The organism is Streptomyces sp. ISL-43, from assembly GCF_018614195.1.
In the GTDB taxonomy this organism is placed as follows: domain Bacteria; phylum Actinomycetota; class Actinomycetes; order Streptomycetales; family Streptomycetaceae; genus Streptomyces.
Window position 1 is genome coordinate 19,907 of sequence record NZ_JAGGOT010000073.1, and the last position, 25,478, is coordinate 45,384.

A 25,478-nucleotide genomic window follows, 5' to 3' on the forward strand; every position below is an offset into this window, starting at 1 on the left:
GCTCCGGCTATCGTGCAGGGATGCTCTCTGTGACCTCCGTGAATGTGAATGGGATCCGCGCCGCCGCCAAGAAGGGGTTCTCCCCGTGGCTGGCCGGATCGGACGCCGACGTCGTCTGCCTGCAGGAAGTGCGGGCCGAGGAGGGGCAGATTCCGCAGGAGGTGCGGGAGCCCGAGGGGTGGCACACCGTGTTCGCGCCGGCAGCCGCCAAGGGGCGGGCCGGGGTCGCGCTCTACACGCGCCGGGAGCCCGAGCGGGTGCAGGTCGGATTCGGCAGCGCGGAGTTCGACGGCTCCGGCCGGTACCTGGAGGCCGATCTGCCCGGCGTGACCGTCGCCAGCCTGTACCTGCCCTCCGGGGAGGCCGGGACCGAGAAGCAGGACGAGAAGTACCGGTTCATGGGGGAGTTCCTCACCTATCTGAAGGAGCTCAAGGCGCGGGCCGCCGCCGATGGGCGCGAGGTCGTCGTGTGCGGTGACTGGAACATCTGCCACCAGGAAGCCGACCTGAAGAACTGGAAGACCAACCGGAAGAACGCCGGCTTCCTGCCCGAGGAGCGCGAGTGGCTCGGCCAGGTCTACGAGGGCGCCGGGTACGTGGACGTCGTGCGCAGCCTGCACCCCGAGACCGAGGGTCCGTACTCCTGGTGGTCCTACCGCGGGCGGGCCTTCGACAACGACGCCGGCTGGCGCATCGACCTCCAGGTCGCCACGCCCGGGCTGGCCGCCAAGGCCGTCAAGGCCTTCGTGGAGCGGGCCGAGACGCACCCGGAGCGGTGGTCCGACCACGCGCCCGTGACCGTGGTCTACGAGCTCGGGGTCTGATCGGGCACCGGCGGGCGCAGGCGGTCCATCGCCATCGTCAGCTCGGCCTCGACCACGCTCTTGGCCAGGGGGCGCATGCGCGGTACCGCCTCCTCGGAGATGTGTGTGGAGATCAGCTCCGCGAAGAGGGCCGCCAGCGCGTCCGTGTGCTCGCGCACCCGGCGGCCCGTCTCCAGGACGGCCGAGAGGGGTACGCCCTCGCGGACCAGCGCCGAGGAGACGTCCAGCAGCCGGCGGCTGACGTGGACGATCTCCTCGCCGTCGGTGGCGAGGTAGCCGAGGTCGAGGGAGGCCGCCAGGTTCTCCGGGGTGACCTCGCCCTCGAAGTAGTCGGCGAGGGCTTCGGGCGACAGGCGGACCGGGGTCTCCTCGGACCAGCCCATGCCGAGCAGCTCGCCGAGCTGGCCGACGTCGCGGCCCTTCTCGAAGGCGACGGTCAGCTCCGCTATCCCGCCGAGGGTGTGGCCGCGCTCCAGCAGGGCGGCGATGGTGCGCAGCCGGGCCAGGTGGTGGTCGTCGTACCAGGCGATGCGGCCCTCGCGGCGGGGCGGCGGCAGGAGCTTGCGCTCCCGGTAGAAGCGCAGGGTGCGTACGGGTATGCCGGCGGCCTCGGCCAGCTCCTCCGTGCGGTATTCGCGCACTGTGGTCCTTGCTTCCGTCGCTTCGGTTGCGTCCTGCGTCGCGTTGTCCGGCACGTGCGCAGCCTAGGGCGTACCCGCAGTAACTTTCCTGACGCGACCCCTACCCATGAGTACGGGGCTGCTCTACTCTCCCGATTGTGCCAGTGATTGCTGGCAGCTTGGGCATCCGAAGGCGGCGGGCATGGGCGGTGGCATGGACGGGCGCGAGCACGTACGCGTGGCGGTGATCGGTTCCGGATTCGGCGGGCTGGGCGCCGCGGTGCGGCTGAGGCGCGAGGGCATCACGGACTTCGTCGTCCTGGAGCGCGCCGATTCCGTCGGCGGCACCTGGCGCGACAACAACTATCCCGGGTGCGCGTGCGACGTGCCGTCCCACCTCTACTCCTTCTCCTTCGCGCCCAATCCGGACTGGCCGCGGACCTTCTCCGGGCAGCCCGCCATCCGGGAGTACCTGGAGCACGTGGCCGACACCTTCGGGCTGCGCCGCCACATCCGGCTGAGCCACGAAGTGCAGATGATGCGCTGGGACGCGGACGAGCTGCGCTGGGAGATCGAGACCTCGGCCGGATCGCTCACCGCCGACGTGGTCGTCTCCGCCACGGGGCCGCTGTCCGACCCGAAGATGCCGGAGATCCCCGGGCTCGCCGGCTTCCCCGGCAAGGTCTTCCACTCCGCCCGCTGGGACCACGACTACGATCTGCGCGGCAAGCGCGTCGCCATGATCGGCACCGGCGCCTCCGCCATCCAGATCGTGCCCGCCATCGCCCCCGACGTGGAGCGCCTCACGCTCTTCCAGCGCACCCCGCCGTGGGTGATGCCGCGCACCGACCGGGCGATCTCCGCCGTGGAGCGCTGGCTCCACCGCCAGCTGCCCTTCACCCGGGCGGCCCGCCGCGGGCTGCTGTGGGGGATCCGCGAGCTGCAGGTCAGCGCCTTCACCAAGCGGCCGAACCAGCTCGGGCTGATCGAGTCGCTCGCCAAGGCGAACATGGGGCGCTCGATCAAGGACCCGGAGCTGCGGGCCAAGCTGACGCCCTCGTACCGCATCGGCTGCAAGCGGATCCTGCTCTCCAGCGAGTACTACCCGGCGCTCGCCCGGCCGAATGTGGACCTGGTCGCCTCCGGGCTGAAGGAGATCCGCGGTTCGGTGCTGGTCGCCGCCGACGGCACCGAGACCGAGGTCGACGCGATCGTCTTCGGCACCGGCTTCCACGTCACGGACATGCCGATCGCCGACCGGGTGGTGGGCGTGGACGGCAAGACCCTCGCGGACGTGTGGAAGGACGGGATGCAGTCGCTGCGCGGAGCCACCGCGGCGGGCTTCCCGAACTGGATGACGATCATCGGGCCGAACACCGGGCTCGGGAACAGCTCGATGATCCTGATGATCGAATCCCAGCTGAACTACATGGCCGACTACATGCGCCAGTTGACCCTCCTTGGTGGAAGCGGTCTCGGCGGCCGGGTCGCGCTCGCCGCCAGGCCGTCGGCCGTCAACACCTGGAACCGGCACGTCCAGACGAGGATGGAGCGCACCGTCTGGAACACCGGCGGCTGCACCAGCTGGTACCTGGACGCGCAGGGCCGCAACACCACCGTCTGGCCGGGGACCACCGGAGAGTTCCGCAAGGAGACCCGGAGCGTGGACCTGGGCGAGTACGAGGTCGTACGCCATCGGGAGCGCGAGCGGGTCCCGGCGGACGCCGGGGTACCGGCCCAGGCCCGCGTCCAGTCCGCCGCCTCCGCCGAGGAGGGCGCCGCGTGAGCCGCCTGACGCACGTCACCGCCGGTGCCTACGCCCCGCCGGCCGCCCGACGCGAGCTGGTCGCCACCTCCGCCGACGGCTCCCGCCTGCACGTCGAGGTGCACGGCGAGGACGGGGCCCCGGCGGTCGTGCTCGCGCACGGCTGGACCTGTTCCACGGCCTTCTGGGCCGCGCAGATACGGGCCCTGGCCGCCGGTCACCGGGTCATCGCCTACGACCAGCGCGGCCACGGGCGCAGCCCCGCCGCCTCGGGCTACAGCACCACCGCCCTCGCCGACGATCTGGCCGCCGTCCTGAAGGCCACTCTCGCGCCCGGCGAGAAGGCGGTCGTCGCGGGCCACTCCATGGGCGGGATGACGATCATGGCCGCCGCCGGGCGGCCGGAGTTCGCCGAGCACGCCGCCGCCGCGGTGCTGTGCAGCACCGGCAGCGGGCGGCTGGTCGAGGAGGCACTGGTCCTGCCGATCCGCCCCGGCCGCGCGAGGACCCGTATCACCGCGGCGGTCCTGGGATCCCGGGCGCCGCTCGGGCCCGTCACCCCCGTCGCCAAAGCAGTGCTGAAGTACGCCACGATGGGCCCCGGCTCGGCGCCCGACAAGGTCGAGGCCTGCGCCCGGATCGTCCACTCCTGCCCCACGGGGGTGCGCCACGCGTGGTCGGCGGTGCTGGCCGGACTGGACCTCGACGCGGGGCTGGCCGCGCTCACCGTGCCCACCGCCGTCATCGGCGGCAAGAGCGACCGGCTGACGCCGATCGTGCACGCCCGGGGGCTGGCGGCCGCGCTGCCGAACTGCGTAGGGCTCACCGAACTGACCGGGATGGGGCACATGACCCCGATCGAGGCACCGGAAGCCGTCACCGAAACCGTGCGCGGCCTCGTCGCGCAGTTCGTCGATCAACCCAGTGTCAGCCACCCCGCGAAGGAGAAGACGCCGTGAGTGCTCGCAGGAGTCTGGAAGGCCAGGTCGCCGTCGTCACGGGCGCCGCCCGCGGGGTCGGGGAGCTGCTCGCCCGCAAGCTGTCCGCGCGCGGCGCGAAGGTGGCCCTCGTCGGCCTGGAGCCCGAGGCGCTCAAGGAGGTCTCCGAGCGGCTGCACACCGACAGCGACCACTGGTACGCCGACGTCACCGACCACGAGGCCATGGCCCGGGTCGCGCAGGAGGTCAAGCAGCGCTTCGGCAAGGTGGACATCGTCGTCGCCAACGCGGGGGTCGCGGCGGGCGGGCCCTTCGCCGACTCCGACCCCGACGCCTGGCGCCGGGTCATCGAGGTCAACCTCATCGGCGGCGCCGTCACCGCCCGCGCCTTCCTGCCCGTGCTGATGGAGAGCCGCGGCTACTTCCTGCAGATCGCCTCGCTCGCCGCGATCACCCCGGCGCCGATGATGAGCGCGTACTGCGCCTCCAAGTCCGGTGTCGAGGCCTTCGCCCACTGCCTGCGCGCCGAGGTCGGCTACAAGGGGGTCAAGGTCGGCGTCGGCTACCTGTCCTGGACCGACACCGACATGGTGCGCGGAGCCGACCAGGACGAGGTCATGCGCGAGCTGCGCCAGCGGCTGCCGTGGCCGTCGAACCGGACGTACCCGCTGGGGCCGGCCGTCGACCGGATCGTGGCGGGCATCGAGCGGCGCTCGGCGCATGTGTACGCGCAGTGGTGGCTGCGCGGGATGCAGGGGGTGCGCGGCTACCTGCCGGGGATCATCTCGACCGTCGGACAGCGTGAGATGAAGCGGTTCGAACCGCGACTGGCCAGTGTCTCCAAGGGACTTGTCGGGGCCGGCGGGGCGGCGGACGAGCAGGAGCGCACCCCGAGCCACTGACCGGAATGCGAGGAATGTCCGCCTGTGTAAGCCTGGTCGGGTTCCCCTTGCCGAACACCGCTTCAGGAGTGAGGACACATGGGCATCAAGGACCAGTTCCAGGACAAGGCGAAGGACCTCGCGGAGAAGGCGAAGGCCGCGGCCGCGGGCAGGCAGGACGAGGCGTCCGAGCGCGCGTCGCAGGCCGTGGACCAGGCGAAGGACAAGGCCCGCGACACCTTCGACGACAATTTCGACAAGTAGCGACACGTAGGTCCTTGCAGCTCTGAGGGGTGCGACCCGCAGTTCCGGGGTCGCACCCCTCACGCATGCCCTACGGCGTCATCCGCGCGGCGGCACCTCGCGCGGCGGCAGCTTCGGCCGCCGCCGGTCCGGTACGTCCGTGTAGCCGGGCGGCACCGCCGCCGGGTCCTGTTCCAGCAGCTCCAGCGCCAGGATCACGGCGTCGTCCAGCTGCGCGTGCCGCCCCTCCGCCCAGTCGAGCGGGGTGCGCAGGATCGGCAGGTCGGGCTCCACGCCCTGGTTCTCCACGGACCAGCCGTACTCGGGGAACCACGCCGCGTTCATCGGAACCGTGATCACCGTGCCGTCGCCGAGGGTGTGCCGGCCGGTCATGCCCACCACCCCGCCCCAGGTGCGCTGGCCGACGACCGGGCCGAGCCCCAGCAGCTTGAAGGCCGCCGTGATCATGTCCCCGTCGGAGGAGGTCGCCTCGTCGGCCAGCGCCACGATCGGGCCCCGGGGCGCGTTGGAGGCGTAGGAGACCGGCTGCGCGCCCCGCGTCAGGTCCCAGCCGAGGATCGAGCGGGTCAGCTTCTCCACCACCAGCTCGCTGATGTGCCCGCCCGCGTTGCCGCGTACGTCCACGATCAGCGCGGGCTTCGACATCTCGGCCCGCAGGTCGCGGTTGAACTGCGCCCAGCCCGAGCCGCCCATGTCGGGGATGTGCAGGTAGCCGCACTTGCCGCCGCTGACCTCCCGGACGACCGCGCGGCGCTTGGCCACCCAGTCCTGGTAGCGCAGCGGCCGCTCGTCGATCAGCGGCACGATCGCGACCCGGCGCGCGTGGCCCTGGCCCTCCGCGGGCTCGAAGGTGAGCTCGACGGTGGTGCCGCCGGCCGCCGAGAGCAGCGGATACGGCCCGGTGACCGGGTCCACGGGCCGGCCGTCGACGTGGGTGAGGACCGCGCCCTCGCGGATGCCGGTGCCCGCGAGCGGGGAGCGGGCCTTGGAGTCGGAGGACTCGCCGGGCAGGATCCGGCCGATGACCCAGGCGCTGTCGCGGGGGAAGAGGTTGGCGCCGAGCAGGCCGATGGCCCGCTGGTAGTGCGGGGGGCCCTCGTTGCGGCGGGCGGGGGAGACGTAGGCGTGCGAGGTGCCGAGCTCGCCCAGGACCTCGCGCATCAGGTCGGCGAACTCGTCGGGGGAGGCGACCCGTTCGACCAGGGAGCGGTACTGGCGCAGCACCCCGTCCCAGTCGATGCCGCACATCTCGGGCTCCCAGAAGTACGCGCGGATGAGCCGCCCGGCCTCCTCGAAGGCCTGGCGCCACTCGGCCGCCGGGTCCACCTCGTGCAGGATGCGCCGCAGGTCCAGGTAGACGGTGGAGTCGCTGTCCCCCGACTCGGTCGCCGGGACCGCGCGCAGATCGCCGTCCTCGTTGACCACGAGCCGGGTGCCGTCGCCGCTGACCGCGAACCAGTCCAGCCCGGACGCCAGCTCCGTCTTGCGGGCCTTCGTGAGGTCGAAGTACTCCAGCGTCGGCTTGCCGCTGACGTCGGCCGGGTTGGCGAAGGTCTCGCCGAGCGCGCCCGAGATCGGCCAGCGCAGCCACACCAGGCCGCCGCCGCTCACCGGGTACAGGGCCGAGTACTTGGAGGCCGACACCGGGAAGGGGGTCACCCGGCTCTCCAGCCCCTCCACCTCGACCATGACCGCGCCGTCCCCCGACTCCGAGTCCCCCTCGACCGGGTCGAGCCCGCCCGCCGCCGGGCGGCCGTGGGGGGAGAAGGCGAAGGGAGAGGGGGTCGCCGAGGAGAGCGGCACCAGGTACGGGCGGCAGCCCAGCGGGAAGGACAGGTCGCCGGTGTGCACGTCGTAGACCGGGTCGAAACCGCGCCACGACAGGAAGGCCAGGTAGCGCCCGTCCCGGGTGAAGACCGGATTCTCGTCCTCGAAGCGGCCGTTGGTGACGTCCACGATCGTGTGCGCGCCGGGCCCGGAGATCCGGGCCATCTTGATCTGGCGCAGCGAGCGCCCGATGCCCGGGTGCGACCAGGTCAGCCAGCAGCCGTCCGGGGAGAAGGCCAGGTCGGTGACGGGACCGTTGTCGGACCGGATCAGCTCGCTCGCCTCCCCGTTGGACTCCTCGGTCGCGTCGATGAGCAGCAGCCGCCCGTCGTTGGAGGCGATCGCGAGCCGCTCCCCGTCCGGATCGGAGAGCAGCTCCAGTACGCGGCCCACCCCGCCCGAGGCGAGGCGGCGCGGCTCGCGGTCCCCCGAGGCCCGGGGCAGGTAGGCGATCTCGATCGCGTCCTCGCCCTCCGCGTCCGTCACGTACGCCACCTGCCCGCCGCTGCCGAGCATCTCGGGCAGGCGCACCCGTACGCCCGGGGTGTCGGCGATGGTGCGGGCCGGGCCGTCGCGGTGCGTGAGCCAGTACAGGCTGCCGCGCACGACGACGGCGCTGGCCCGCCCGGTGGCGTCGACGGAGAGCGAGTCGACGTGGCTGGCGGCCGGGACCTGGTAGCTGCGGCGCCCCGCGCGGGGCCCGCCGAGGCGGACCTCCAGCTTGCGCGGGGAGGCGTCCGGCGCCAGCGAGTCGACGAGCCAGATGTCGCCGGCGCACTGGTAGACGACGCGGCGGCCGTCGCTGGAGGCGTGCCGGGCGTAGAACTCCGCGTGGTCGGTGTGCCGGCGCAGGTCCGTGCCGTCGGGCAGGCAGGAGTAGAGGTTGCCGATGCCCTCGTGGTCGGAGAGGAAGGCGATCCGGCCGTCCACGAACATCGGGGAGTCCAGGTGCCCCTCGATGCCCTCCAGCAGCCGCTCGCCGTGCAGCCACAGCCGGCCGGTGGCGCCGCCGCGGTAGCGCTTCCACGCGGCGGGCTCGTGCGGGGGCTTGCCGGTGAGCAGCAGGGAGCGCCGCTCGCCCCCCTCCTCGGCGTGCATCTGGATGTCGGAGACCGGCCCCCAGGGCAGGCGCCCGCCGGGGCTGCCGTCGGTGGGGAGGCTGTAGGCCCAGGCGAAGTAGGAGAAGGGCTGCCCGTGCGAGGAGACGGCCAGGATGTCGCTGCGGCCGTCCTCGTCGGGCGGGGTCCAGCCGCAGACCCGGGTGTCGGTGGAGCCCCAGTAGCTGAGGCGGCGGGCCGGGCCGCCCGACACGGGGGCGAGGTGGATCTCGGGGTCGAGGCTGCGCCAGGTGGTGAAGGCGATGTGCTTGCCGTCGGGGGAGAAGCGGGGGTGGCCGACCCGGGTGCGGTCGACGGTGATCCGCCAGGCACGGCCCGCCGGCTCTCCGGGCGGAACCAGGGGTGCGACCCAGAGGTCGTCCTCGGTGGCGAAGCACAGCACATCGTCGTGGAGATGGGGGAACCGGAGGTACGCCGCGTCGTGACTCACCCCCCAATGCTTTCCGCGCGGAGGGGGGCTGGCAACTCGTACAGATGATCCATGGGCGTGTCGGCGGGGGCGCTTCGAAGCGTTCACCGGGTGACCGACACCACTCGCCGATCGAAACGGAACGGTTTCGTTTCGCTTGACACGGGGGTATGGTCGATCCGTACGAAACAGTTTCGTTCGGATGGGTGAGACCGGGAGGAGACGCCGAGATGGTCGAAGAGGTCATGTCGCGCCGCAGCCGGATCACCCCCGAGCGGGAAGCCGAACTCCACGGGGCGGTCCTCGACCTCCTGCGCGAAGTCGGCTACGAGGCGCTGACCATGGACGCGGTCGCCGCCCGTACGAAGTCCAGCAAGGCGACCCTCTACCGCCAGTGGGGGAGCAAGCCCGAGCTGGTGGCCAAGGCCCTGCGGTGCACCCAGCCGGTCTCCCTCCGGGAGATCGACACAGGCAGCCTGCGCGGGGACTTCGCGGTCATGATCGAGAACTCCGACGACGCCCAGATGGCGAAGGACACCGCGCTCATGCGGGGCCTGACCCATGCGGTCCACGAGAGCCCGGAGCTCCACAAGGCGCTGCGGGACCTGCTGGTCGACCCGGAGATCACCGGTCTGCAGGCGATGCTGCAGCGGGCGGTGGACCGAGGCGAGATCGCTCCGGACTGTCCGGCCCTGGCCTTCGTGCCGCACGTCCTCATCGGGACGTTCATCGCGCTCCCGCTGATCGAGGACCGGTCCGTCGACCGGCGTTTCCTCGGCGACTTCATCGATGCCGTGGTTCTCCCCGCCCTCGGCGTCTGACTCCCCACGTCCCCGCAGTTCCCGCACGTTCCGCCACGGCGTCCCCGCGCCAGAGCTCGATTCCTGCTGCTCCTGACACGCCGCTCTCGTCGTCGGACCGGCATTCCATGCCCTGATCCATCCCACGACCCGAACGGGAGAACCACCGACGTGGCCACCTTCCTTTACCGACTCGGCAGGGGTGCCTTCCGGCGCCGTCGATTCGTCGCCCTCGTCTGGGTGGCGCTGCTGTTCCTCGCCGGCTTCGGCGCGGCTTCGGCGTCCGCACCCACCTCAGGCTCGTTCTCCATACCCGGCACGGAGGCCCAGAAGGCCTTCGACCTGCTCGACCAGCGCTTCCCGGGGATGGCCGCCGACGGCGCCACCGCCCGCATCGTGATCAAGGCCCCGGCCGGCGAGAAGGTCGACTCCGCGGCCGTCAAGCCGCAGGTCGAGAAGATCGTCACCGAGCTGAAGGACGGCCCGGGCAGGGACCAGATCTCCTCGGTCGCCAACCCCTACGAGGCGCAGGCCGTGAGCCAGGACGGCTCCACCGCCTACATCAGCGTCAAGTACAAGGTCAGCGGCATGGAGCTGACGGATCCGACCCGCGAGGCCCTCAAGGAGGCCGGCACCGAGGCCAAGGCCTCCGGCCTGAACGTCCAGATCGGCGGCGACGCCCTGATGGCGGCCCCCGAGACCGGCTCCGGCGAGATCATCGGCATCTCCATCGCCGCGGTCGTCCTCGTCATCACCTTCGGTTCGCTGATCGCCGCCGGACTGCCGCTGCTGACCGCGCTGATCGGCGTCGGCATCGGCGTCTCCTCGATCACCGCGCTCGCCAACGTGCTGGACCTCGGCTCCACCACCTCCACCCTCGCGATGATGATCGGCCTCGCGGTCGGCATCGACTACGCGCTCTTCATCGTCTCCCGCTACCGCTCGGAGCTCGCCGAGGGCCGCGAGCGCGAGGAGGCCGCGGGCCGGGCCGCCGGAACCGCCGGCTCCGCCGTCGTCTTCGCCGGTCTGACCGTGGTCATCGCCCTCGTGGGCCTGGCCGTCGTCAACATCCCGATGCTCACCAAGATGGGCGTCGCCGCCGCCGGCACCGTGGTCATCGCCGTCCTCGTCGCCCTGACGCTGGTCCCCGCGATCCTCGGGTTCGCGGGCAAGAAGGTGCTGCCCGCCGGTACGAAGTCCAAGCTGTTCGGCAAGGGCAAGCCGGTCGCCGAGGGCGCCGAGCCCAAGGCCAACGGCGGCACCCGCTGGGCCCGCTTCATCCTGCGCCGCCCGGTCATGGTGCTGCTGGTCGCGGTCGTCGGCCTCGGTGCCGTCGCGATCCCGGCGAGCAAGCTGGAGATGGGCCTGCCGGACGACGGCTCCCAGCCGGTGTCCACCTCGCAGCGCCAGGCGTACGACCTGCTGTCCGAGGGCTTCGGTCCCGGCTTCAACGGCCCGCTGATGGTCGTCGTGGACGGCGACAAGGCGCTCGCCGACCAGACGGTCGAGCGGATCAAGGGCCTGGAGGGCGTGGTCGCGGTCACCCCGCCGACGCTCAACAAGGAGGGCGACGCCGGAGTCATCACGGTCATCCCGAAGGACCGCCCGTCCTCCGAGCAGACCGAGGGCCTGGTCCACGAGATCCGCGAGGGCAGCGGAGACGACGTCCTCGTCACCGGCGCCACCGCGATGAACATCGACTTCTCGCAGAAGATGAACGACGCGCTGCTGCCCTACCTGGCCCTCGTCGTCGGCCTCGCCTTCCTGCTCCTGATGCTCGTCTTCCGCTCGATCCTGGTCCCGCTCAAGGCGGCCCTCGGCTTCCTGCTCTCGGTGGTCGCCGCCCTCGGCGCCGTCGTCGCGGTCTTCCAGTGGGGCTGGCTCGGCTCGCTCTTCGGGGTGGAGCAGACCGGCCCGATCATGTCGATGATGCCGATCTTCATGGTGGGCGTCGTCTTCGGTCTGGCCATGGACTACGAGGTCTTCCTGGTCACCCGCATGCGTGAGGCGTACGTCCACGGCGAGCGGCCCGGCCAGGCCGTCGTGACCGGCTTCCAGTACAGCGCCCGGGTGGTCGTGGCCGCGGCCGTCATCATGATCGCTGTGTTCTCGGGCTTCATGGGGGCCACCGAGCAGATGGTCAAGATGATCGGCTTCGGCCTGGCCATCGCCGTCTTCTTCGACGCCTTCGTCGTCCGGATGACCATCGTCCCGGCCGTGCTCGCACTGCTCGGTCACAAGGCCTGGTGGCTGCCGAAGTGGCTGGACCGGATCCTGCCGAACGTGGACGTGGAGGGCGAGAGCCTGCGCAAGCACCTCGGCGAGTCCGTGGACGGCTCGGGCGGCTCCGACGGTCCGGACAAGGACCGCGAGCTGGTCAAGGTCTGACGCCTGACGCCTGACGCCTGACGCCTGACGTCCGGCGTCCTGGGGTCCGACCCGACCCGCCCCGCACGAAGGACCGGCCCCGCACCTCATCGGTGCGGGGTCGGTCCCGTTTCGACGGGCGGGGCGGGGCTGGGCCTAACGGGTGGGGGCAGGCGAGGGCGCGTACGTCCGGCGCAGGAAGCGGCGCAGCGCGGCGATGTCGAACTGGACCACCGCGACGCCCTCGGGGGAGTGGAACTCGACGACGGCCTGGACGCGTCCGCAGGGCCAGACGCGTACGTCGCCCGTCCCGGTCGGGGCCTGGAGGCCGGCCTCCAGGAGGGCGCGGGGGAAGACCCACTCGTTGTCCGTGCCCTCGGGGGAGAGGTCGGCCGGGAAGACGATCCGGACGGCGAGGGGCTCGGCGGGGACGAAGCGCAGGGCGACCGGGATGGCCCGGTAGAGAGGATCGTCGGTGATCACGCGGGCGCGCACCCGCTCCTCGACGACGGGCGCGGGCGGCGTGGCGGTCGCCGTGCCGGAGGCCCTGGCGGTCGGGCTCGCGGATGGATTCTCGGAGGTGGCTGACATCGACAAGACTCCTCAAATCGGAACATTTACGTCCGCATTGCCCCCAGCCTCGCACATTCCCACGAATCCGCACGGACCTACTTGTGACGGAAGCGCTCTTGCCAACCATTTGCAATTGGGCACTACTCTTGAACGGTTAAAGATTTTGACGGTTCAACGGACCGCAGGAAGCGGAGCAAAACCATGCATGTGCCCGACGGCTTCATCGATGCCCCCGTCTCCATCGCCGCAGGTGTCGCCGCCGCCGGAGCCGTGGCGGTCAGCCTCCGAGGTGCCCGCCGGGAGCTCGACGAGCGCACCGCGCCGCTCGCCGGCCTCGTGGCCGCCTTCATCTTCGCCGTCCAGATGTTGAACTTCCCCGTCGCCGCCGGCACCAGCGGCCACCTGCTGGGCGGAGCACTCGCCGCGATCCTCGTCGGCCCCTATACGGGCGTGCTCTGCGTGTCCGTCGTCCTGCTCATGCAGGGCGTCCTCTTCGCCGACGGCGGCCTGACCGCGCTCGGCGTCAACGTCGTGAACATGGCCGTCGTCACCGTGGTCGTCGCCTACGCCGTCTTCCGCGGGCTGGTCAAGCTGCTGCCCGACAGCCGCCGCTCGGTGACCGTGGCCGCCTTCGCCGGAGCCCTGCTCTCGGTGCCGGCGGCCGCCGGCGCCTTCACGCTCCTCTACGCCCTCGGCGGCACCACCGACGTACCGCTGGGCCAGGTCTTCGGCGCCATGGTCGGCGTCCACGTCCTCATCGGCCTCGGCGAGGCCGCCATCACCGCCGCCACCGTTGGCGCCGTGATCGCCGTACGCCCCGACCTCGTCCACGGCGCCCGCGGCCTGTCCGCCCCGCTGAAGCTGCGCGTCGGCGGCGAACTCGTCGACGCCCCGGCCGCACCGACCGCCGCCCCCGTCGGCCTCGCCGCCCGCTCCACGAAGCCCGTGTGGATCACCGGTCTGGTCGCCGCCCTGGCCCTCGCCGGCTTCGTCTCCTTCTACGCCTCCGCCAGCCCCGACGGCCTGGAGAAGGTCGCCGCCGACAAGGGCATCGACCAGAAGGTCACCGAGCACGCCAACGCCGACTCCCCGCTCGCCGACTACAGCGTCAAGGACGTCTCCGACGCCCGCCTCTCCGGCGGCCTCGCCGGTGTCATCGGCGTCGGCGCGACCGTCGCCGTCGGCACCGGCGTCTTCTGGACCGTCCGCCGCCGCCGCAACGCCGACCTCACGGCCGCCTCCACGGCCGTGCCGGCCGCCTGACATGGGCGCGGGCCACGCCCACAAGCTCTACCGGCACGGGCACTCGCCGGTCCACGACCTGCCGCCGCACTGCAAACTCGCCGCGACCTTCGCCTTCGTGGTGGTCGTCGTGTCCACACCGCGCGAGGCGGTGTGGACCTTCGCCCTCTACGCCGTCCTCGTCGCGGCGGCCGCGGCCGTGGCCCGGATCCCGGCCGGCTTCCTGCTGCGCCGGCTGCTGATCGAGGTGCCCTTCGTCGCCTTCGCCGTCCTGATGCCCTTCGTGGCACAGGGCGAGCGGGTCGACTTCCTCGGCATGTCGCTCAGCGTCTCCGGCCTCTGGGGCGCCTGGAACGTGCTGGCCAAGGGCACCCTCGGGGTGGCCGCGTCGGTGCTCCTGGCCTCCACCACCGAACTGCGGGCCCTGCTGCTGGGCCTGCAGCGGCTCAAGCTGCCACCGCTGCTCGTGCAGATCGCCTCCTTCATGATCCGCTACGGGGACGTGATCACCGACGAGCTGCGCCGGATGTCCATCGCCCGCCGTTCCCGCGGCTTCGAGGCCCGCGGCATCCGGCACTGGGGCGTCCTCGCCAAGACGGCCGGCGCCCTGTTCATCCGGTCCTACGAGCGCGGCGAGCGGGTCTACCTCGCGATGGTCAGCCGCGGCTACGCCGGCTCCATGCCGGTGATCGACGACGTCGCGGCCACCCGCGCCCAGTGGGCGTACGCGGCCGTACTCCCGGTGACGGCGCTCGCCGTCTGTCTGATCGGATGGACCCTGTGAACGCACCGTCCGCACCCGCTCCGCCCTCCCTCGACGTAACGGGCCTCGCCTACGCCTACCCCGACGGCCACCAGGCCCTCTTCGGGGTCGACCTGACGGTCGGGCGGGGCGAGCGCGTGGCCCTGCTCGGCCCCAACGGCGCCGGCAAGACCACCCTCGTGCTGCACCTCAACGGGATCCTGACCGGCGGCGTCGGCACCGTGAGCGTGGCCGGGCTGCCCGTCGAGAAGCGCAACCTCGCCGAGATCCGCCGCCGGGTCGGCATCGTCTTCCAGGACCCCGACGACCAGCTGTTCATGCCGACCGTGCGGGAGGACGTGGCCTTCGGCCCGGCCGCCGCCGGAATGCGCGGCGCCGAGCTGGAAGCGCGGGTGCGGGGCGCCCTGGACCAGGTCGGTATGGCCGCCTTCGCGGACCGCCCCCCGCACCACCTGTCCTTCGGGCAGCGCCGCCGGGTCGCGGTGGCGACCGTACTGGCCATGCGCCCCGAGATCCTGGTGCTCGACGAGCCGTCCTCCAACCTGGACCCGGCGTCGCGGCGGGAGCTCGCGGACATCCTGCGCTCGCTGGACGTCACGGTGCTGATGGTGACGCACGACCTGCCGTACGCGTTGGAGCTCTGCCCGCGCGCGGTGATCCTCAGCGAGGGGACCATCGTGGCGGACGGGCGGACGCAGGAGGTGCTGTGCGACGCGGAGCTGATGCGGGCGCACCGGCTGGAGCTGCCCTTCGGCTTCGACCCGCGCTCGGTGTCGGTGGGATGAGCCCCGGTGCCGGTGGGATGAGCACGGTCGTGGCATAAGCGCGGATCGCGGGTTGTTGCACCCCTCGTGAACATCCAGGGTGAGGTGGCGGAGGGCTACGAGGCCGTCCGCGAGGCCTTCGTGCGCAACTTCGAGGTGCTCGGCGACCGGGGCGCGGCCGTGGCCGTCTACCGCGACGGGCGGCGGGTCGTGGACCTGTGGGCCGGCACGAAGGACGCGGACGGCACCGGCACCGACACCGCCGGTGGCACCGACGGCGCGGAACCCTGGACCGCCGGCACCGCGCAGGTGGTGCGTTCGGCCACCAAGGGCGTCGCGGCGGTGGTGCCGCTGCTGCTGCACGAGCGCGGACTGCTGGACCTGGACGCGCCCGTGGCCTCGTACTGGCCGGAGTTCAAGGCGGGCGGCAAGGAGCGGGCGCTCGTACGGGACCTGCTCGCGCACCGGGCCGGCGTGCCGGCGCTGGACCGGGGGCTGACCCCGGCGCAGGCGGCGGACGGGCAGTCGGGCGCGCTGGCGGTCGCCGGGCAGCGCGCACGGCTACCACGCGCAGACGTACAGCTGGCTGCTGTCGGAGCTGGTGCTGCGGGTGACGGGGGAGTCGCTGGGGCAGTGGCTGGCCCGGGAGGTGACCGGGCCGTTGGGTCTGGACTTCTGGATCGGCCTGCCGGACGAGGAGGTCGCGCGGGTGGGCCGGGTCGCGCCGGTGGAACCGCCCGAGTCGGCGGGAGCGCTCAGGCTCCGGCCGCGCAGGAACGTTTCGGAGGCCTACGCCGACCCCTCCTCCCTGACCCGGCGGGCCTTCGCCGCGATCGATCCGCTGCCGGACGAGAACGCCCCCGAGTACCGCGCGGCCGAGCTGCCCGCGTCGGCGGGCATCGGCACGGCGCGGGCCCTGGCGGGCCTCTACGCGGCACTGCTGTCCGACACGCAGGACGGCGCGCGGCTGTTCGCGCCGGACACCACCGCCCTGGCGGGCCGCGAGCTCTCCGCCGGACCGGACCGGGTCCTGGTGGTCAACACCCGCTTCGGCCCCGGCTACATGCTGCACGGCCCGGCCTCCCCGCTGCTGTCCCCGGCCTCCTTCGGCCATCCGGGCCGCGGCGGCTCCCTGGCCTTCGCGGACCCGGAGGCCGGCATCGGCTTCGGCTACGTCACGAACGCCCTGGCCAAGTCGGTCACCGCCGACCCCCGGGCCCAGGCCCTGGTCCGAGCACTGCGCTCCGCGCTCTAAAGGTTGTCCGCGAAGTGGAGCCCGGCCCCACTTCGACGACAGGGCCCGGGCCCTGGGTGAGCCGGGAAACCGTGTCGACCGGGTCCGGTGCGGAGCGCTAGCGTGCGGGGGCATGACGACCACCGCGCATCCCCTCTTCGCCGAAGCCCTCGCCGCGCTGGGGCTCGAGCCGGACGTACGCAGCTTTCCCGACGGGACCCGGACCGCCGCCGACGCGGCCGCCGCGATCGGGTGCGAGCTCAGCCAGATCGTGAAGTCGCTGATCTTCGCTGCGGACGGGGTGCCCGTCCTGGTGCTCATGGACGGGGCCTCGCGGGTGGACGTGGAGGCGGTGCGCCGGGAGCTCGGCGCCGGCGCCGTGACCCGGGCGGACGCGGCGCTGGTCCGCGAGACCACGGGCTACGCCATCGGAGGCGTCCCGCCCTTCGGCCACCGCACCCGCACCCGGGTCCTCGCGGACCGCTCCCTGCTGGTCCACGAGGTGGTCTGGGCGGCCGCCGGGACCCCGCACACGGTGTTCCCGATGGCCCCGCGCGAGCTGATCCGGCACGCGGGGGCCGCACTGGCCGACGTGCGGGAGGCGTAAGAGACGGCCTACGGGACAGCCCTTAGGTCAGCCCGCGTTCAGTACCGCCGCCACGATCGGGCCTGCGGCGTCGGCGCCGTGGCCGCCGCCCTCGACCATCGCGGCGGCCGCCACGTCACCGCTGAAGCCGGTGAACCAGCTGTCCGGGTTCTGCGCGCCGTCGACCTCCGCCGAGCCGGTCTTCGCACCCTTGTCGGAGCCGGCGACCGCGGCCATCGCGCCCCGGGCCGTACCGCCGGTCGCGGTCAGCTTCATCATCCGCACCAGCTGCGCCGTCACCGACGGCTTCATCGTCCGGCCGGCCTTCGCGAGTTGGCGTCCGTCCAGCGAGGCCTTGACGACGACCGGCTGGCGGAACATCCCGGTCCGGGCCGTCGCCGTGATGGAGGCCATGGTCAGCGGGTTCATCTGGACCTGGCCCTGCCCGATGTACGCGGCGGCCGCCGCCGGGCCGGTGGCCTCCGGGACCTTGCCGTCGACGGTGGGTACGCCGACCTTCCACTCGACGCCGATGCCGAAGACCTCACGGGCTTCCTTCGGGAGGGCGTTGATGTCGTTGACCGGCTTGATCTGCTTGATGAAGGCGGTGTTGCAGGACTGCGCGAAGCTCGTGGAGAAGGGCTCGTCGTCGAGCTTGAAGCCCTTCAGGTTCGTGAAGCGCCGGCCTTCCCAGTACGCCTCCGCCGGGCACTCGGCGACCTTGTCCGCCGACACCAGGCCCCGGTCCAGCAGCATCGCGGAGGTCACGATCTTCATCGTGGAGCCGGGTGCGCGCGCCCCGCTGATGGACGCGGGAAAGCCGTCCCCGCGGTGATCGGCGATGGCCAGCACGTCCCCGGTGCTGGGCTGCACGGCGACCACCGACGCCTGCGGGAACTTCAGGACCGCCTTCTCGGCGGCCTCCTGGACATCCGCGTCCAGGACGGTCTCGATCCGCCCCGGGGTGCCCTCGACCAGCGTCAGCAGGCTGCGCCTCGGGGCGTCCTGGGCGGCCGGCTGGATCCACAGCTCGGCGCCGCCCTTGCCGCCCAGCTTCTCCCCGTACGCCGTGCGCAGTTTGTCGAGCACCGGGCGCAGCGACGGGTACTTCTCGGCCGACAGCTCCTTGCCGTTGCGGTCGACGGCCTGGACGGGCGGGCTCGCCGGGGTGCCCCCGCGCAGCCTGTCGCCCTTCTGGAGCTGCGGGTGGATCACCTCGGGCTGCCAGTCGACCAGCGGCAGGCCGGTGGTGTTGCCGCGCACCACGGTGAGCTTGGACTCGTAGGCGAGGGGCTTGGTGACCCCCGCGAACGTCACCTCCGCGGCGACGGAGTACGCCACCGTGGCCCCGGTCTGCGCGCCGGGGGTGATCACGGCCTCGGACACCCCGGCCGCGGTCTTGTAGTCCCCGACGGCGTCCTGCGCGGCACCCGGGTTGTTCGTCAGGTCGGCGGCCGCCCGGGCGTCCCCCGACGCCCACGCGGCGAGGAAGGCCTTGGCGGTCTGCGCCGCGTCCTTGTCGCTGACCGGCCCGGTCCCCTTGGCCGGCGCCGAGGGCCCGGGGGCGCTCTGGCTCGTGCCCTCGCCCCCGCCCGCGTCCCCGACCAGCGCGTACACCCCGTACCCGGCTCCGCCCAGCATCGCGAGGAACACCCCGCCGATGATGGCGCCCTTGGCAGCCCCGTTCACTTCACAGTCCCCGTCCCCCGTACCGCGGCCCCTCTTCCCCGAACGCTGAACGCGTTCAAAGGGCCCTTGGCTTAGACCATACGTCGAATTGACGCACGGCCGAAGGGCTTGTTACCGGACCGGAACATGTGGTGCGCCACCCCTTCAGACCCAGGTGTCCAGCCACATGCGGCCCCGCCAGGAGAGGGCAGCGCCCATACCGAGGGGTGGAGTCGCAGGCGAGGGGTGGGAGCGGGCTCAAGCCTGCTGTGGGCGAAGCAAATGCGGATGGAGCTCAGTTACCTGGTCATGCGCCTTGCGCACTCGGTCTGCATCTGAGTTCGGGTCAAGGAGTGCCGCCATCAGCTCGTTGCGTGCATCGGCGGCTGTACGAACCTTGCGTGCGTTCATGAGGCCGAAGTCATGGACGCTCATACCTGCCTCGTAAGCACCCTTTATGGTCATCTTGACGCATTCGTACAGGTAGCCTTCACCGCCACACAGCTCAAGTTGCCCGCGCCGTTCAAGCTCTGCGGCTACGTGCGGAACACTGGTTGGCTTTCCTGCCCCGTGAAGGTCGACCAAGGCGTCCCAGATCAGTCTGTTCGGGTTGATGACTGACCTGGAGCGGAAGAGCTCGGGTATTTGGCCGGCGACGGGTGCGCTCCCCTGCCCGTCCGGGAGGGATGGAACGTCGGTATCGGACGGTAGACGCGAGTCGTGGGCCTCGTCCCAGAGCGACTTGAAGCGGTCAGTCTCTGCGTCCGCGTCGAGGCGTGGACGCGCCGAGATGGCTAGCTGCTCAACAACCACGTCGACCACGCCCCATGAGGGTAGAAGGGGTTTCGTGAAGGCGTGGTGGATCTTTGTGTGGCTGACGACCCTCTCCACTGCCAAGTAGAGCCTGCGGGCCGAGGGGTAGCCAGCCTTGCCGTGTAGCGCATGGAGTTCGCGGTTGAAGGTTCGCAACGGCCCCTTGGGAAGGTCCGGCATCTGCCATCGAGCCATCCGGTTGCCCCCATCTATGCGACCCATGGATGTTGGCATGGTGTCACGTAGCGTCACGGCTTGTCAGGAACTGTAAGAAATCGCGGGCAACCGTAAGAGCACGTCAACCAGGGATGTACGTCCTGAACGCTGGTCCTAAACCACCTATCGGAGGATCAATGGACCAGATCAGTTCGCGCACGCTTCTACTCGTCCTGGTCGGCACCGCCACGGCGTATCTGATACTGCATAACCCGCCGTTGGGCGCCGCCCTGGGGACGGCGGTCACGCTCGTCGCGCTTCTGCATGACCTTCTGGAGAAGTAAGCCCGTTGACGTTGATGTGCATGGGCCCCAGCTCGGAGGAGGATCGCCGGGGCCCAAGGGTGATGCGCAGGGGTCAGGCAGTGACCTCGGAAGGGGCACAGACCGGAGGGCGGACCCCTGTCAGCTCTTCGGCCCGGGTGAGGAGGAGGGGCGCCAGCTTCGGGTAGAAGCCGCGGGCGACGGCCTGGAGCATTTCGGCGATCGCGGCCAGCTCGCCGATGCGGCCGGCGGGGGTGTTGAGGACATTCGAGAACTGACTGCGGATGCGGGTGGCCACGAGCGGGACTCGGAGGCTGTACGCGTGAAGAAGGCCGGGGTCGTAGCCAACGGGCACGCGGCCCCAGCGCTCCCAGTCCAGGAAGGTCAGCGGCATGCCGGTGAGGTTGCCCCAGTGGAGGTCGCCGTGACCGGTGACGCGCTCGACTTTGGCCGGGGCGGGGATGCCGAGGAACTGGGGAAAGGCTCGAGCGATCCATTCGTCCCGCACGGTCTGCTTGGCTCCATCCACTTCCGCCAAGCGGTCGAGGGAACGGCGCAGCACTCCCCACCACTCCTCGGGCAGAGCAGGGTTCCGGATCAGGTCCGGACTCCGGGGCGAGACAACGGGGTGCGGCACCAGGTCGAGGACCTCAGCTTCAAACGCGTACTCGACTTCGGCCCAGTCGTAGGTTCCGTGGACGGCCGGGCGGGGTACGTCGCGCGGTACCAGGAGGTCGGCGCCGACGATTCCTTGACCATGCTTGCGCCCGGCGTTCTTCACGAGACTGCGGCTGACCCGCAGCCAGTACGGGCCCGACCGGCGGCCCAGGGTGAAGCCCGCGAAACCCCACGCCATCGGCCCGGTACACGTCAGCCCGACAGCTTCGGCCGCATGCCGATGTGCGGCCTCCATCAGGGTCCGGGTGGCCTCATCCGGTGGCAAGTTCATCGGTCACTCTCCTGAGCTGTTCGGCGGTGAGAGGTGCGGCCAGGGCCTTGGCGGCATCGTCCCAGTGTTCGCGGTTCGCGGTTGAGGTCAGGACGAAGTCCAGGGCCGGGCATGACCCAGCGGCCAGCACTCCGGCCGCGCCAGCCGATAGGCCAGGGCGGATCAGGTCCACGAGTTCCGGGGTGATGGCATCGAGCAGTTCGCCACCGTGCAGGGGCGCGGAGCCGAACGTGATCAGCCCGGCGTCCTTCGCCTGCACCAGGGGGCCGCCGCCGTTGAGGGCCTGCGTGATCGGGGCGTCACTGATCAGGCTCACCGGCATTTGTACGGCGATTAGGTGAGGGTCGGTAGAGCCCGCCGCTTCCCGGGCGAGCGCCAGTAAGTCAGGAACGCTGAAGGCACCTTCCAGCAGGCCCGACCACGTGGCGACTCCGTAGCCGGGAATCCGGCCCTGCTGGACCTGTTCCTCCAGGGCGGTGAACGCCTCCCTCAGCCGCCAGTGCATCACCGCCCGGTCCACCCCGCGACCGGCTCGTTCGGGGTTGTGCACGAACACCAAGTCCACGCGGCCGAGCAGAGCGACAGCCTCGTTCACCTGGTAGGCGACGAACCTCGGGTCGAGGCAGTGGCCGGCGGATGCGTCATGCTCGGTGAGCAAGCCGAGCCCAAGGGCGGTCCGCCCCTGGCTCCGGGTGAAGAATCCGGCCTTGGTTGCCACCAGCGGAGCACGGGGGGACTCCCGCAAGACCGAGCCGAGGTCATGGAGCGCCAGGCCGTCGCCGTAGTTCGGAGCGGTGTCGATCCAAGGCGCTCCGGCCTGCACAGCGATACGCGCTGCTGACTTCACATTCCGGACCCGGTAGGTGCCCAGGCCCAGGGCCGCCGTCACAGCCCGGTCCCCACGACCGCCACCGTTTGGCCTTCGACCAGCAGCCAGACCAGTTCGGCCACCTCCTTGACCTCCAGGCCGGCGGACTCGGCGAGGTCCCCCAGAGTGACGGGCTGGCCGAGGAGCAGCAGCCGCAGAACCGGCGCGGCGGAGTCGGCGAAGTCCCAGGCGGTACCAGCCGCCGAGAACGTGACCGAGCCGTGCCCGCCGTTCTCCACCAGGCGGCCCCTCGGAGCGGTCAGCCGTACAGCGATCTCCGGCCGCGCGGGGAGCGTGTTCACGTACGGCAGGGAGGGGATCGCATGCCCGTGGTGCGTGGTGTCGATCGACTCTGCCCACCGCTCCACCAGCCGGGGGTCAGCCAGCTCATCCAGCAGTTCCCGGCGCAGCGCGGCGAGGAAGTCCGACTGGTCCGGCAGCGAGGCGAACCGCGGAACGTCCTTGCGTAGTGCGAGGACGGATCGGAGCTGGTCCACGACCCAGTGGAGGAGGTCGGCGCCCGTGTGGGAGACCAGGCCGAAGGTCAGATGCAGGGACTCGGTGCCCTGGTCGGCGGTGACCGCGTGCCACCAGCCGCGGGGCAGGTAGAGCACGTCCCCGGGGTCCAGGACGATGTCCGCCACCGGGTCGCCTTCGGGCTTCTCGGGTGACTCCACGTCGCGGAAGGTGGGGGCCTCACGGGTCGCCCCATACAGCCGCCATCGCTTGGAGCCGTGCACCTGAACCACGACGACATCGTGGTCGTCCCAGTGGAGGCCGAAGCCCTCCCGCTCGGTCCACGAGGCGTACGCGTTGACCTGCACGGGGGTGCCGAGGAAGTGTTCCAGGCCCTCGGCCGCCACACCGATGGGCGGGTGGATCTTCTCGATCGAGTCCAGAACGAGCGAGGCGCCGTCCTTGAGCTGGGCGTGCAGTTCGGCAGGCAGGATGCGGGACCAGGTCACCGCGCGCCGGGTCGTCGTCGGAACCGCATACCGGTGAACGGGCACCATCTCGCCGTCCACCGACAGCCGCAGGCGGGGCGGCTCCAGGCGCTGAGTGGCGATGATCCGGTTGAGGTCGTCCCAGGAGAAGAGGCCCGCCGTGTCGGCGGCGCCGGCGAAGAGAGCGTAGGAGCGGTTGTACGTCTGGGCGAGGAACGTGTCCCCGCCCAGACGCCCCGCCCACGAGGCAGAATCAAGCATCGTGGGCGGCCCGATCAGTCGTTGCCGTCGGAACGGCCGCCACTGACGTCAGACTCCTGCTCGGTACGGGCGCGAGCGGCCACGATCTTCCGCTTCGCGACGAGCAGGCCACCCCCCTCGGGGGCCACCGAACCGGTGTTCTCTTCCATCATCGAACTTCCCTCTCTACTTGGGGAACTCCCACCGGAGACCCGGCGGGAAGACTGGAGTCGGCGAACCGACGAGCGGCTACGACGTGGCGTAGATGCCAGCGGCGTACAGGCCCACGGAGCCGACGAGCATGGCCAGGTACAAGGGGCCGGCGAACCGTCCGAACCGGCGCAGCACCCACCGAGATAAGCCATCCACTACGCGGCCCCCGGCTCGACCACCGCCGGCCGAAGAGCACGGGCCGACACGGACGGGCCCGCACAGCGAGCGCACTCGCACGGGGGGTAGCGGACGGGGTTCGAGAGGACGATGAACGGATCACCCTCCCGCGTGGTGGTCTTCTGCGACCACGTGCGCCCGGAGTCGCGGGACACGCGAAGCGTCATCAGAACGCGGTGTTCGGCAGCCGAGTCCGCTGTTCGTGAGACGCCTTCGAATCCGTGACCCTCGGCATCGTTGCGCGTTGCCATGTCCGCACCCTTCCGCAGTTCCTCGCCCACGCCGTTTGCGACAACACCCAGGAAACCGCGTTGAGTCGGGGGTCTCCACGGCATCGATGCGGCACTCTTGACGCAGATCCGTGCATGGGTGCCGAAGGGGCCAGAGTCGCGGGAAGGGGCCGTCATGGGACTGGCGAAACGACGCAAGACCCTGGGCTACAGTCAGGAGAAATTGGCCCAGCTACTCGGCGTGGACCGCACAACGGTCGGGCGCTGGGAAAGCGGCAGGATCGATCCTCAGCCGCCCCAGCGACGAGGCTTGGCTATCGCCCTCGAAGTCAGCCTCCAAGAGCTAGACGCCCTCCTGACACCGCCACGAGCCGCAGGCCAGGAGACCGCCGGGCACCAGTCCAGTGACCCCCCGAACGCGGGAGACGCCGACGAAATGATCCGCCGCGAATTCCTCCGCATACTGACTGTCAGCGGGGCCTTGACCGCTCTGCCAGTCGAGGAGGCAGAGGCCCTCACCGAGGGCGTCCGCAGGGGGATGCCTGCCGACTTCGCGCGCATGAACAGCCATCTCTGGCAGGTCTACCAACTGGCTCGATCCAAGGGTTCCGTCTATCCCGTCATCCGGGACCAGCTGACGACGCTGAACGAGGCCCTGGCGAGCAACCGTGGAAGCGCCCGCCCCCTGCTGAGCGCGGCGGCCGACCTCTTCCAGTTGGCTGGCGAGGTGGCGTTCGACGGCAACCGGTACTCCGACGCCGCCGCTTCGTACTCCCTTGCGGCGTCGGTCAGCAAGGACGCCGCAGCGTACGACCTGTGGGCATGCGCGCTCGTCCGGCACGCGTACGTGGACATGTCCGAGCAGCGCTACCGCCAGGCGGCGCAGATGCTCGGCGCAGCCGAGCGACTGGCCAGCCGGGGTGACAACAACCTTTCGACCCGGCATTGGGTCGCTTCGGTCCAAGCCGAGGCCTACGCGGGTCTCGGCGACTTGGACGCGTGCGAGCGCGCGATGGACCAGGCCGAGACCGTCCGAGACCTCACCGCGGACAGCGTCAACGGCGGATGGCTCCGTTTCGATGGCGCGCGTCTGGCCGAGGAACGGGGGTCGCGCTACGTGCAGCTGGGCCGTCTCGACCTGGCGGAGGGCGCTTTGAAGGATGCTCTAGAGCAGACAGCCCTGGCGGCCGGGCAGTCGTACCGGCGACGCGGAGCAGTGCTTACCGACCTGGCCGCCATCGGCGCGAAGCGGCGGGACGTCGAACAAGTCGTGGCGTACGGCAGGGAGGCCATCAGCCTGGCCCGAGCCTCAGCATCCGGGTACGTCGCCCGTAGACTCCAAGCCCTGTGCGACGAGTTCGGTCCCTTGAGCCGCGACCACCGCGTGGCGGAGCTGGGGGCGGAGATCGCCACGCTGAGCACGCCGTGACGAGAGGGGTAGGCATGTCGCAGACCGAAGGTGCACGACTGTTCCGGGAAACCTGGATCACGGGAGTGCATCAGCACTTCCCCGGGGAGCCGAAGGCTGGCTACGTCACTCCGTGGGACGACACCCCGCAGTGGGAGCGCGAGGCTGCCGGCTCGGTCTACGACCAGGTCCGGCAGTTCATCGAGATCAGCGGTGGCCACACGTCGAGGCTGTCCCGCGAGCAGAAGAGCCGGTTCGTCGCGACGTGCTGGACGGCCCAGATGTTCAAGCACTTCAAGGACCCGAAGCCGGGCTACGTGGCCGACTGGTTCGACCTCCCGTCCTGGCAGCAGGAGACCGACGCGGACATCTTTGAAGTGATCGAGAAGGCGCTGAGCTGACCACATTGGAACCTTCCTAGGTGGTCAGTCGAGTGGACCGCCAGAGCGGTTACTAAGCGTTGTCCCGTAAATGATCTCTGAGTGGCCTCGGGCATGGTGGGCTGCTGTGCGGC

At 71.1% G+C, this 25,478-nt stretch carries 23 protein-coding genes and 1 pseudogene; 15 read left to right on the plus strand and 9 right to left on the minus strand.

Annotated features, from left to right (window positions below; all coding sequences use genetic code 11):
- The first annotated feature begins 20 nt into the window (after positions 1-20).
- Positions 21-824 (plus strand): exodeoxyribonuclease III, encoded by an 804-nt coding sequence (locus J7F03_RS34890; protein ID WP_214956693.1) that lies wholly within the window; start codon positions 21-23, stop codon positions 822-824.
- Here the strand turns inward: J7F03_RS34890 and J7F03_RS34895 are convergent.
- Positions 806-1,519, minus strand: coding sequence for a MerR family transcriptional regulator (locus J7F03_RS34895; RefSeq protein ID WP_308380090.1), 714 nt, complete (start codon positions 1,517-1,519; stop codon positions 806-808). The genes J7F03_RS34890 and J7F03_RS34895 overlap by 19 nt on opposite strands.
- A gap of 139 nt (positions 1,520-1,658) precedes the next feature.
- Here J7F03_RS34895 and J7F03_RS34900 point away from each other — a divergent pair, with 139 nt between their 5' ends.
- The 4 genes from J7F03_RS34900 to J7F03_RS34915 all read left to right on the plus strand — a co-directional run bounded on the left by J7F03_RS34900 (position 1,659) and on the right by J7F03_RS34915 (position 5,292).
- A complete protein-coding gene (locus J7F03_RS34900; RefSeq protein WP_214956775.1) occupies positions 1,659-3,230 on the plus strand; it encodes an NAD(P)/FAD-dependent oxidoreductase in 1,572 nt (523 codons plus the stop codon).
- Positions 3,227-4,168 (plus strand): alpha/beta fold hydrolase, encoded by a 942-nt coding sequence (locus J7F03_RS34905; protein WP_214956695.1) that lies wholly within the window; start codon positions 3,227-3,229, stop codon positions 4,166-4,168. Before J7F03_RS34900 ends, J7F03_RS34905 begins: the two co-directional genes overlap by 4 nt.
- Positions 4,165-5,049 carry an SDR family oxidoreductase gene (locus J7F03_RS34910; protein WP_214956697.1) on the plus strand — a complete coding sequence of 295 codons (885 nt, stop codon included), beginning with the start codon at positions 4,165-4,167 and terminating at the stop codon, positions 5,047-5,049. Before J7F03_RS34905 ends, J7F03_RS34910 begins: the two co-directional genes overlap by 4 nt.
- 78 nt (positions 5,050-5,127) lie before the next feature.
- On the plus strand, positions 5,128-5,292 hold the full coding sequence (locus J7F03_RS34915) for a hypothetical protein (protein WP_214956698.1): 165 nt from the start codon (positions 5,128-5,130) through the stop codon (positions 5,290-5,292).
- 78 nt (positions 5,293-5,370) lie between these two features.
- Here the strand turns inward: J7F03_RS34915 and J7F03_RS34920 are convergent, their stop codons facing one another.
- Positions 5,371-8,667 carry a S41 family peptidase gene (locus tag J7F03_RS34920; protein WP_214956699.1) on the minus strand — a complete coding sequence of 1,099 codons (3,297 nt, stop codon included), beginning with the start codon at positions 8,665-8,667 and terminating at the stop codon, positions 5,371-5,373.
- Positions 8,668-8,876: 209 nt separating this feature from the next.
- Between J7F03_RS34920 and J7F03_RS34925 the strand changes: the two genes are divergently transcribed.
- Positions 8,877-9,467, plus strand: a complete 591-nt coding sequence (locus J7F03_RS34925; protein ID WP_214956700.1) for a TetR/AcrR family transcriptional regulator — start codon at positions 8,877-8,879, stop codon at positions 9,465-9,467.
- Between the two features lie 150 nt (positions 9,468-9,617).
- On the plus strand, positions 9,618-11,834 hold the full coding sequence (locus J7F03_RS34930) for an MMPL family transporter (RefSeq protein WP_214956701.1): 2,217 nt from the start codon (positions 9,618-9,620) through the stop codon (positions 11,832-11,834).
- 135 nt (positions 11,835-11,969) lie between these two features.
- Here the strand turns inward: J7F03_RS34930 and J7F03_RS34935 are convergent, their stop codons facing one another.
- Entirely contained in the window at positions 11,970-12,404 is a 435-nt protein-coding gene (locus J7F03_RS34935; RefSeq protein WP_214956703.1) for an SsgA family sporulation/cell division regulator, read from the minus strand.
- 183 nt (positions 12,405-12,587) lie between these two features.
- Between J7F03_RS34935 and J7F03_RS34940 the strand changes: the two genes are divergently transcribed.
- From J7F03_RS34940 to J7F03_RS34960, 5 genes and pseudogenes are all read left to right on the plus strand, one after another.
- A complete protein-coding gene (locus J7F03_RS34940) occupies positions 12,588-13,649 on the plus strand; it encodes an energy-coupling factor ABC transporter permease (RefSeq protein ID WP_214956705.1) in 1,062 nt (353 codons plus the stop codon).
- A 1-nt stretch (position 13,650) separates the two neighbouring features.
- A complete protein-coding gene (gene cbiQ / locus J7F03_RS34945) occupies positions 13,651-14,412 on the plus strand; it encodes a cobalt ECF transporter T component CbiQ (protein ID WP_214956707.1) in 762 nt (253 codons plus the stop codon).
- Complete coding sequence (locus J7F03_RS34950) at positions 14,400-15,176, plus strand: energy-coupling factor ABC transporter ATP-binding protein (protein ID WP_214956708.1); 777 nt, start codon at positions 14,400-14,402, stop codon at positions 15,174-15,176. The genes cbiQ and J7F03_RS34950 overlap by 13 nt, the downstream gene beginning before the upstream one ends.
- A gap of 159 nt (positions 15,177-15,335) precedes the next feature.
- A pseudogene (locus J7F03_RS34955) lies at positions 15,336-16,410 on the plus strand (serine hydrolase domain-containing protein).
- Between the two features lie 112 nt (positions 16,411-16,522).
- A complete protein-coding gene (locus J7F03_RS34960) occupies positions 16,523-16,996 on the plus strand; it encodes a YbaK/EbsC family protein (protein WP_214956710.1) in 474 nt (157 codons plus the stop codon).
- 27 nt (positions 16,997-17,023) lie between these two features.
- Here the strand turns inward: J7F03_RS34960 and J7F03_RS34965 are convergent, their stop codons facing one another.
- Both J7F03_RS34965 and J7F03_RS34970 read right to left on the minus strand, forming a co-directional pair.
- Positions 17,024-18,664 carry a penicillin-binding transpeptidase domain-containing protein gene (locus J7F03_RS34965; RefSeq protein ID WP_214956712.1) on the minus strand — a complete coding sequence of 547 codons (1,641 nt, stop codon included), beginning with the start codon at positions 18,662-18,664 and terminating at the stop codon, positions 17,024-17,026.
- Positions 18,665-18,901: 237 nt separating this feature from the next.
- On the minus strand, positions 18,902-19,678 hold the full coding sequence (locus tag J7F03_RS34970; protein WP_251072956.1) for a DnaB-like helicase N-terminal domain-containing protein: 777 nt from the start codon (positions 19,676-19,678) through the stop codon (positions 18,902-18,904).
- A 131-nt stretch (positions 19,679-19,809) separates the two neighbouring features.
- Between J7F03_RS34970 and J7F03_RS34975 the strand changes: the two genes are divergently transcribed.
- The gene (locus tag J7F03_RS34975; RefSeq protein WP_251072957.1) at positions 19,810-19,956 is read left to right on the plus strand and encodes a hypothetical protein; all 147 of its coding nucleotides are present in this window, start codon (positions 19,810-19,812) and stop codon (positions 19,954-19,956) included.
- 73 nt (positions 19,957-20,029) lie between these two features.
- On the opposite strand, the gene J7F03_RS34980 is transcribed toward J7F03_RS34975, so the two are convergent.
- Genes J7F03_RS34980 through J7F03_RS42160 form a run of 4 tightly spaced genes read right to left on the minus strand, consistent with a single transcriptional unit; the run spans position 20,030 to position 23,106 of the window.
- Entirely contained in the window at positions 20,030-20,884 is an 855-nt protein-coding gene (locus J7F03_RS34980) for a hypothetical protein (protein ID WP_214956716.1), read from the minus strand.
- Positions 20,865-21,773, minus strand: a complete 909-nt coding sequence (locus J7F03_RS34985) for an aldo/keto reductase (protein WP_214956718.1) — start codon at positions 21,771-21,773, stop codon at positions 20,865-20,867. The genes J7F03_RS34980 and J7F03_RS34985 overlap by 20 nt, the downstream gene beginning before the upstream one ends.
- A complete protein-coding gene (locus J7F03_RS34990) occupies positions 21,770-22,957 on the minus strand; it encodes a JmjC domain-containing protein (RefSeq protein ID WP_214956720.1) in 1,188 nt (395 codons plus the stop codon). The genes J7F03_RS34985 and J7F03_RS34990 overlap by 4 nt, the downstream gene beginning before the upstream one ends.
- Before the next feature lie 14 nt (positions 22,958-22,971).
- Positions 22,972-23,106, minus strand: a complete 135-nt coding sequence (locus J7F03_RS42160) for a hypothetical protein (protein ID WP_285440536.1) — start codon at positions 23,104-23,106, stop codon at positions 22,972-22,974.
- A 625-nt stretch (positions 23,107-23,731) separates the two neighbouring features.
- On the opposite strand from J7F03_RS42160, the gene J7F03_RS34995 reads away from it, so the two are divergent.
- Positions 23,732-24,985, plus strand: coding sequence for a helix-turn-helix transcriptional regulator (locus J7F03_RS34995; protein WP_214956722.1), 1,254 nt, complete (start codon positions 23,732-23,734; stop codon positions 24,983-24,985).
- A gap of 14 nt (positions 24,986-24,999) precedes the next feature.
- Positions 25,000-25,365 (plus strand): hypothetical protein, encoded by a 366-nt coding sequence (locus J7F03_RS35000; RefSeq protein ID WP_214956724.1) that lies wholly within the window; start codon positions 25,000-25,002, stop codon positions 25,363-25,365.
- Positions 25,366-25,478: the final 113 nt, after the last annotated feature.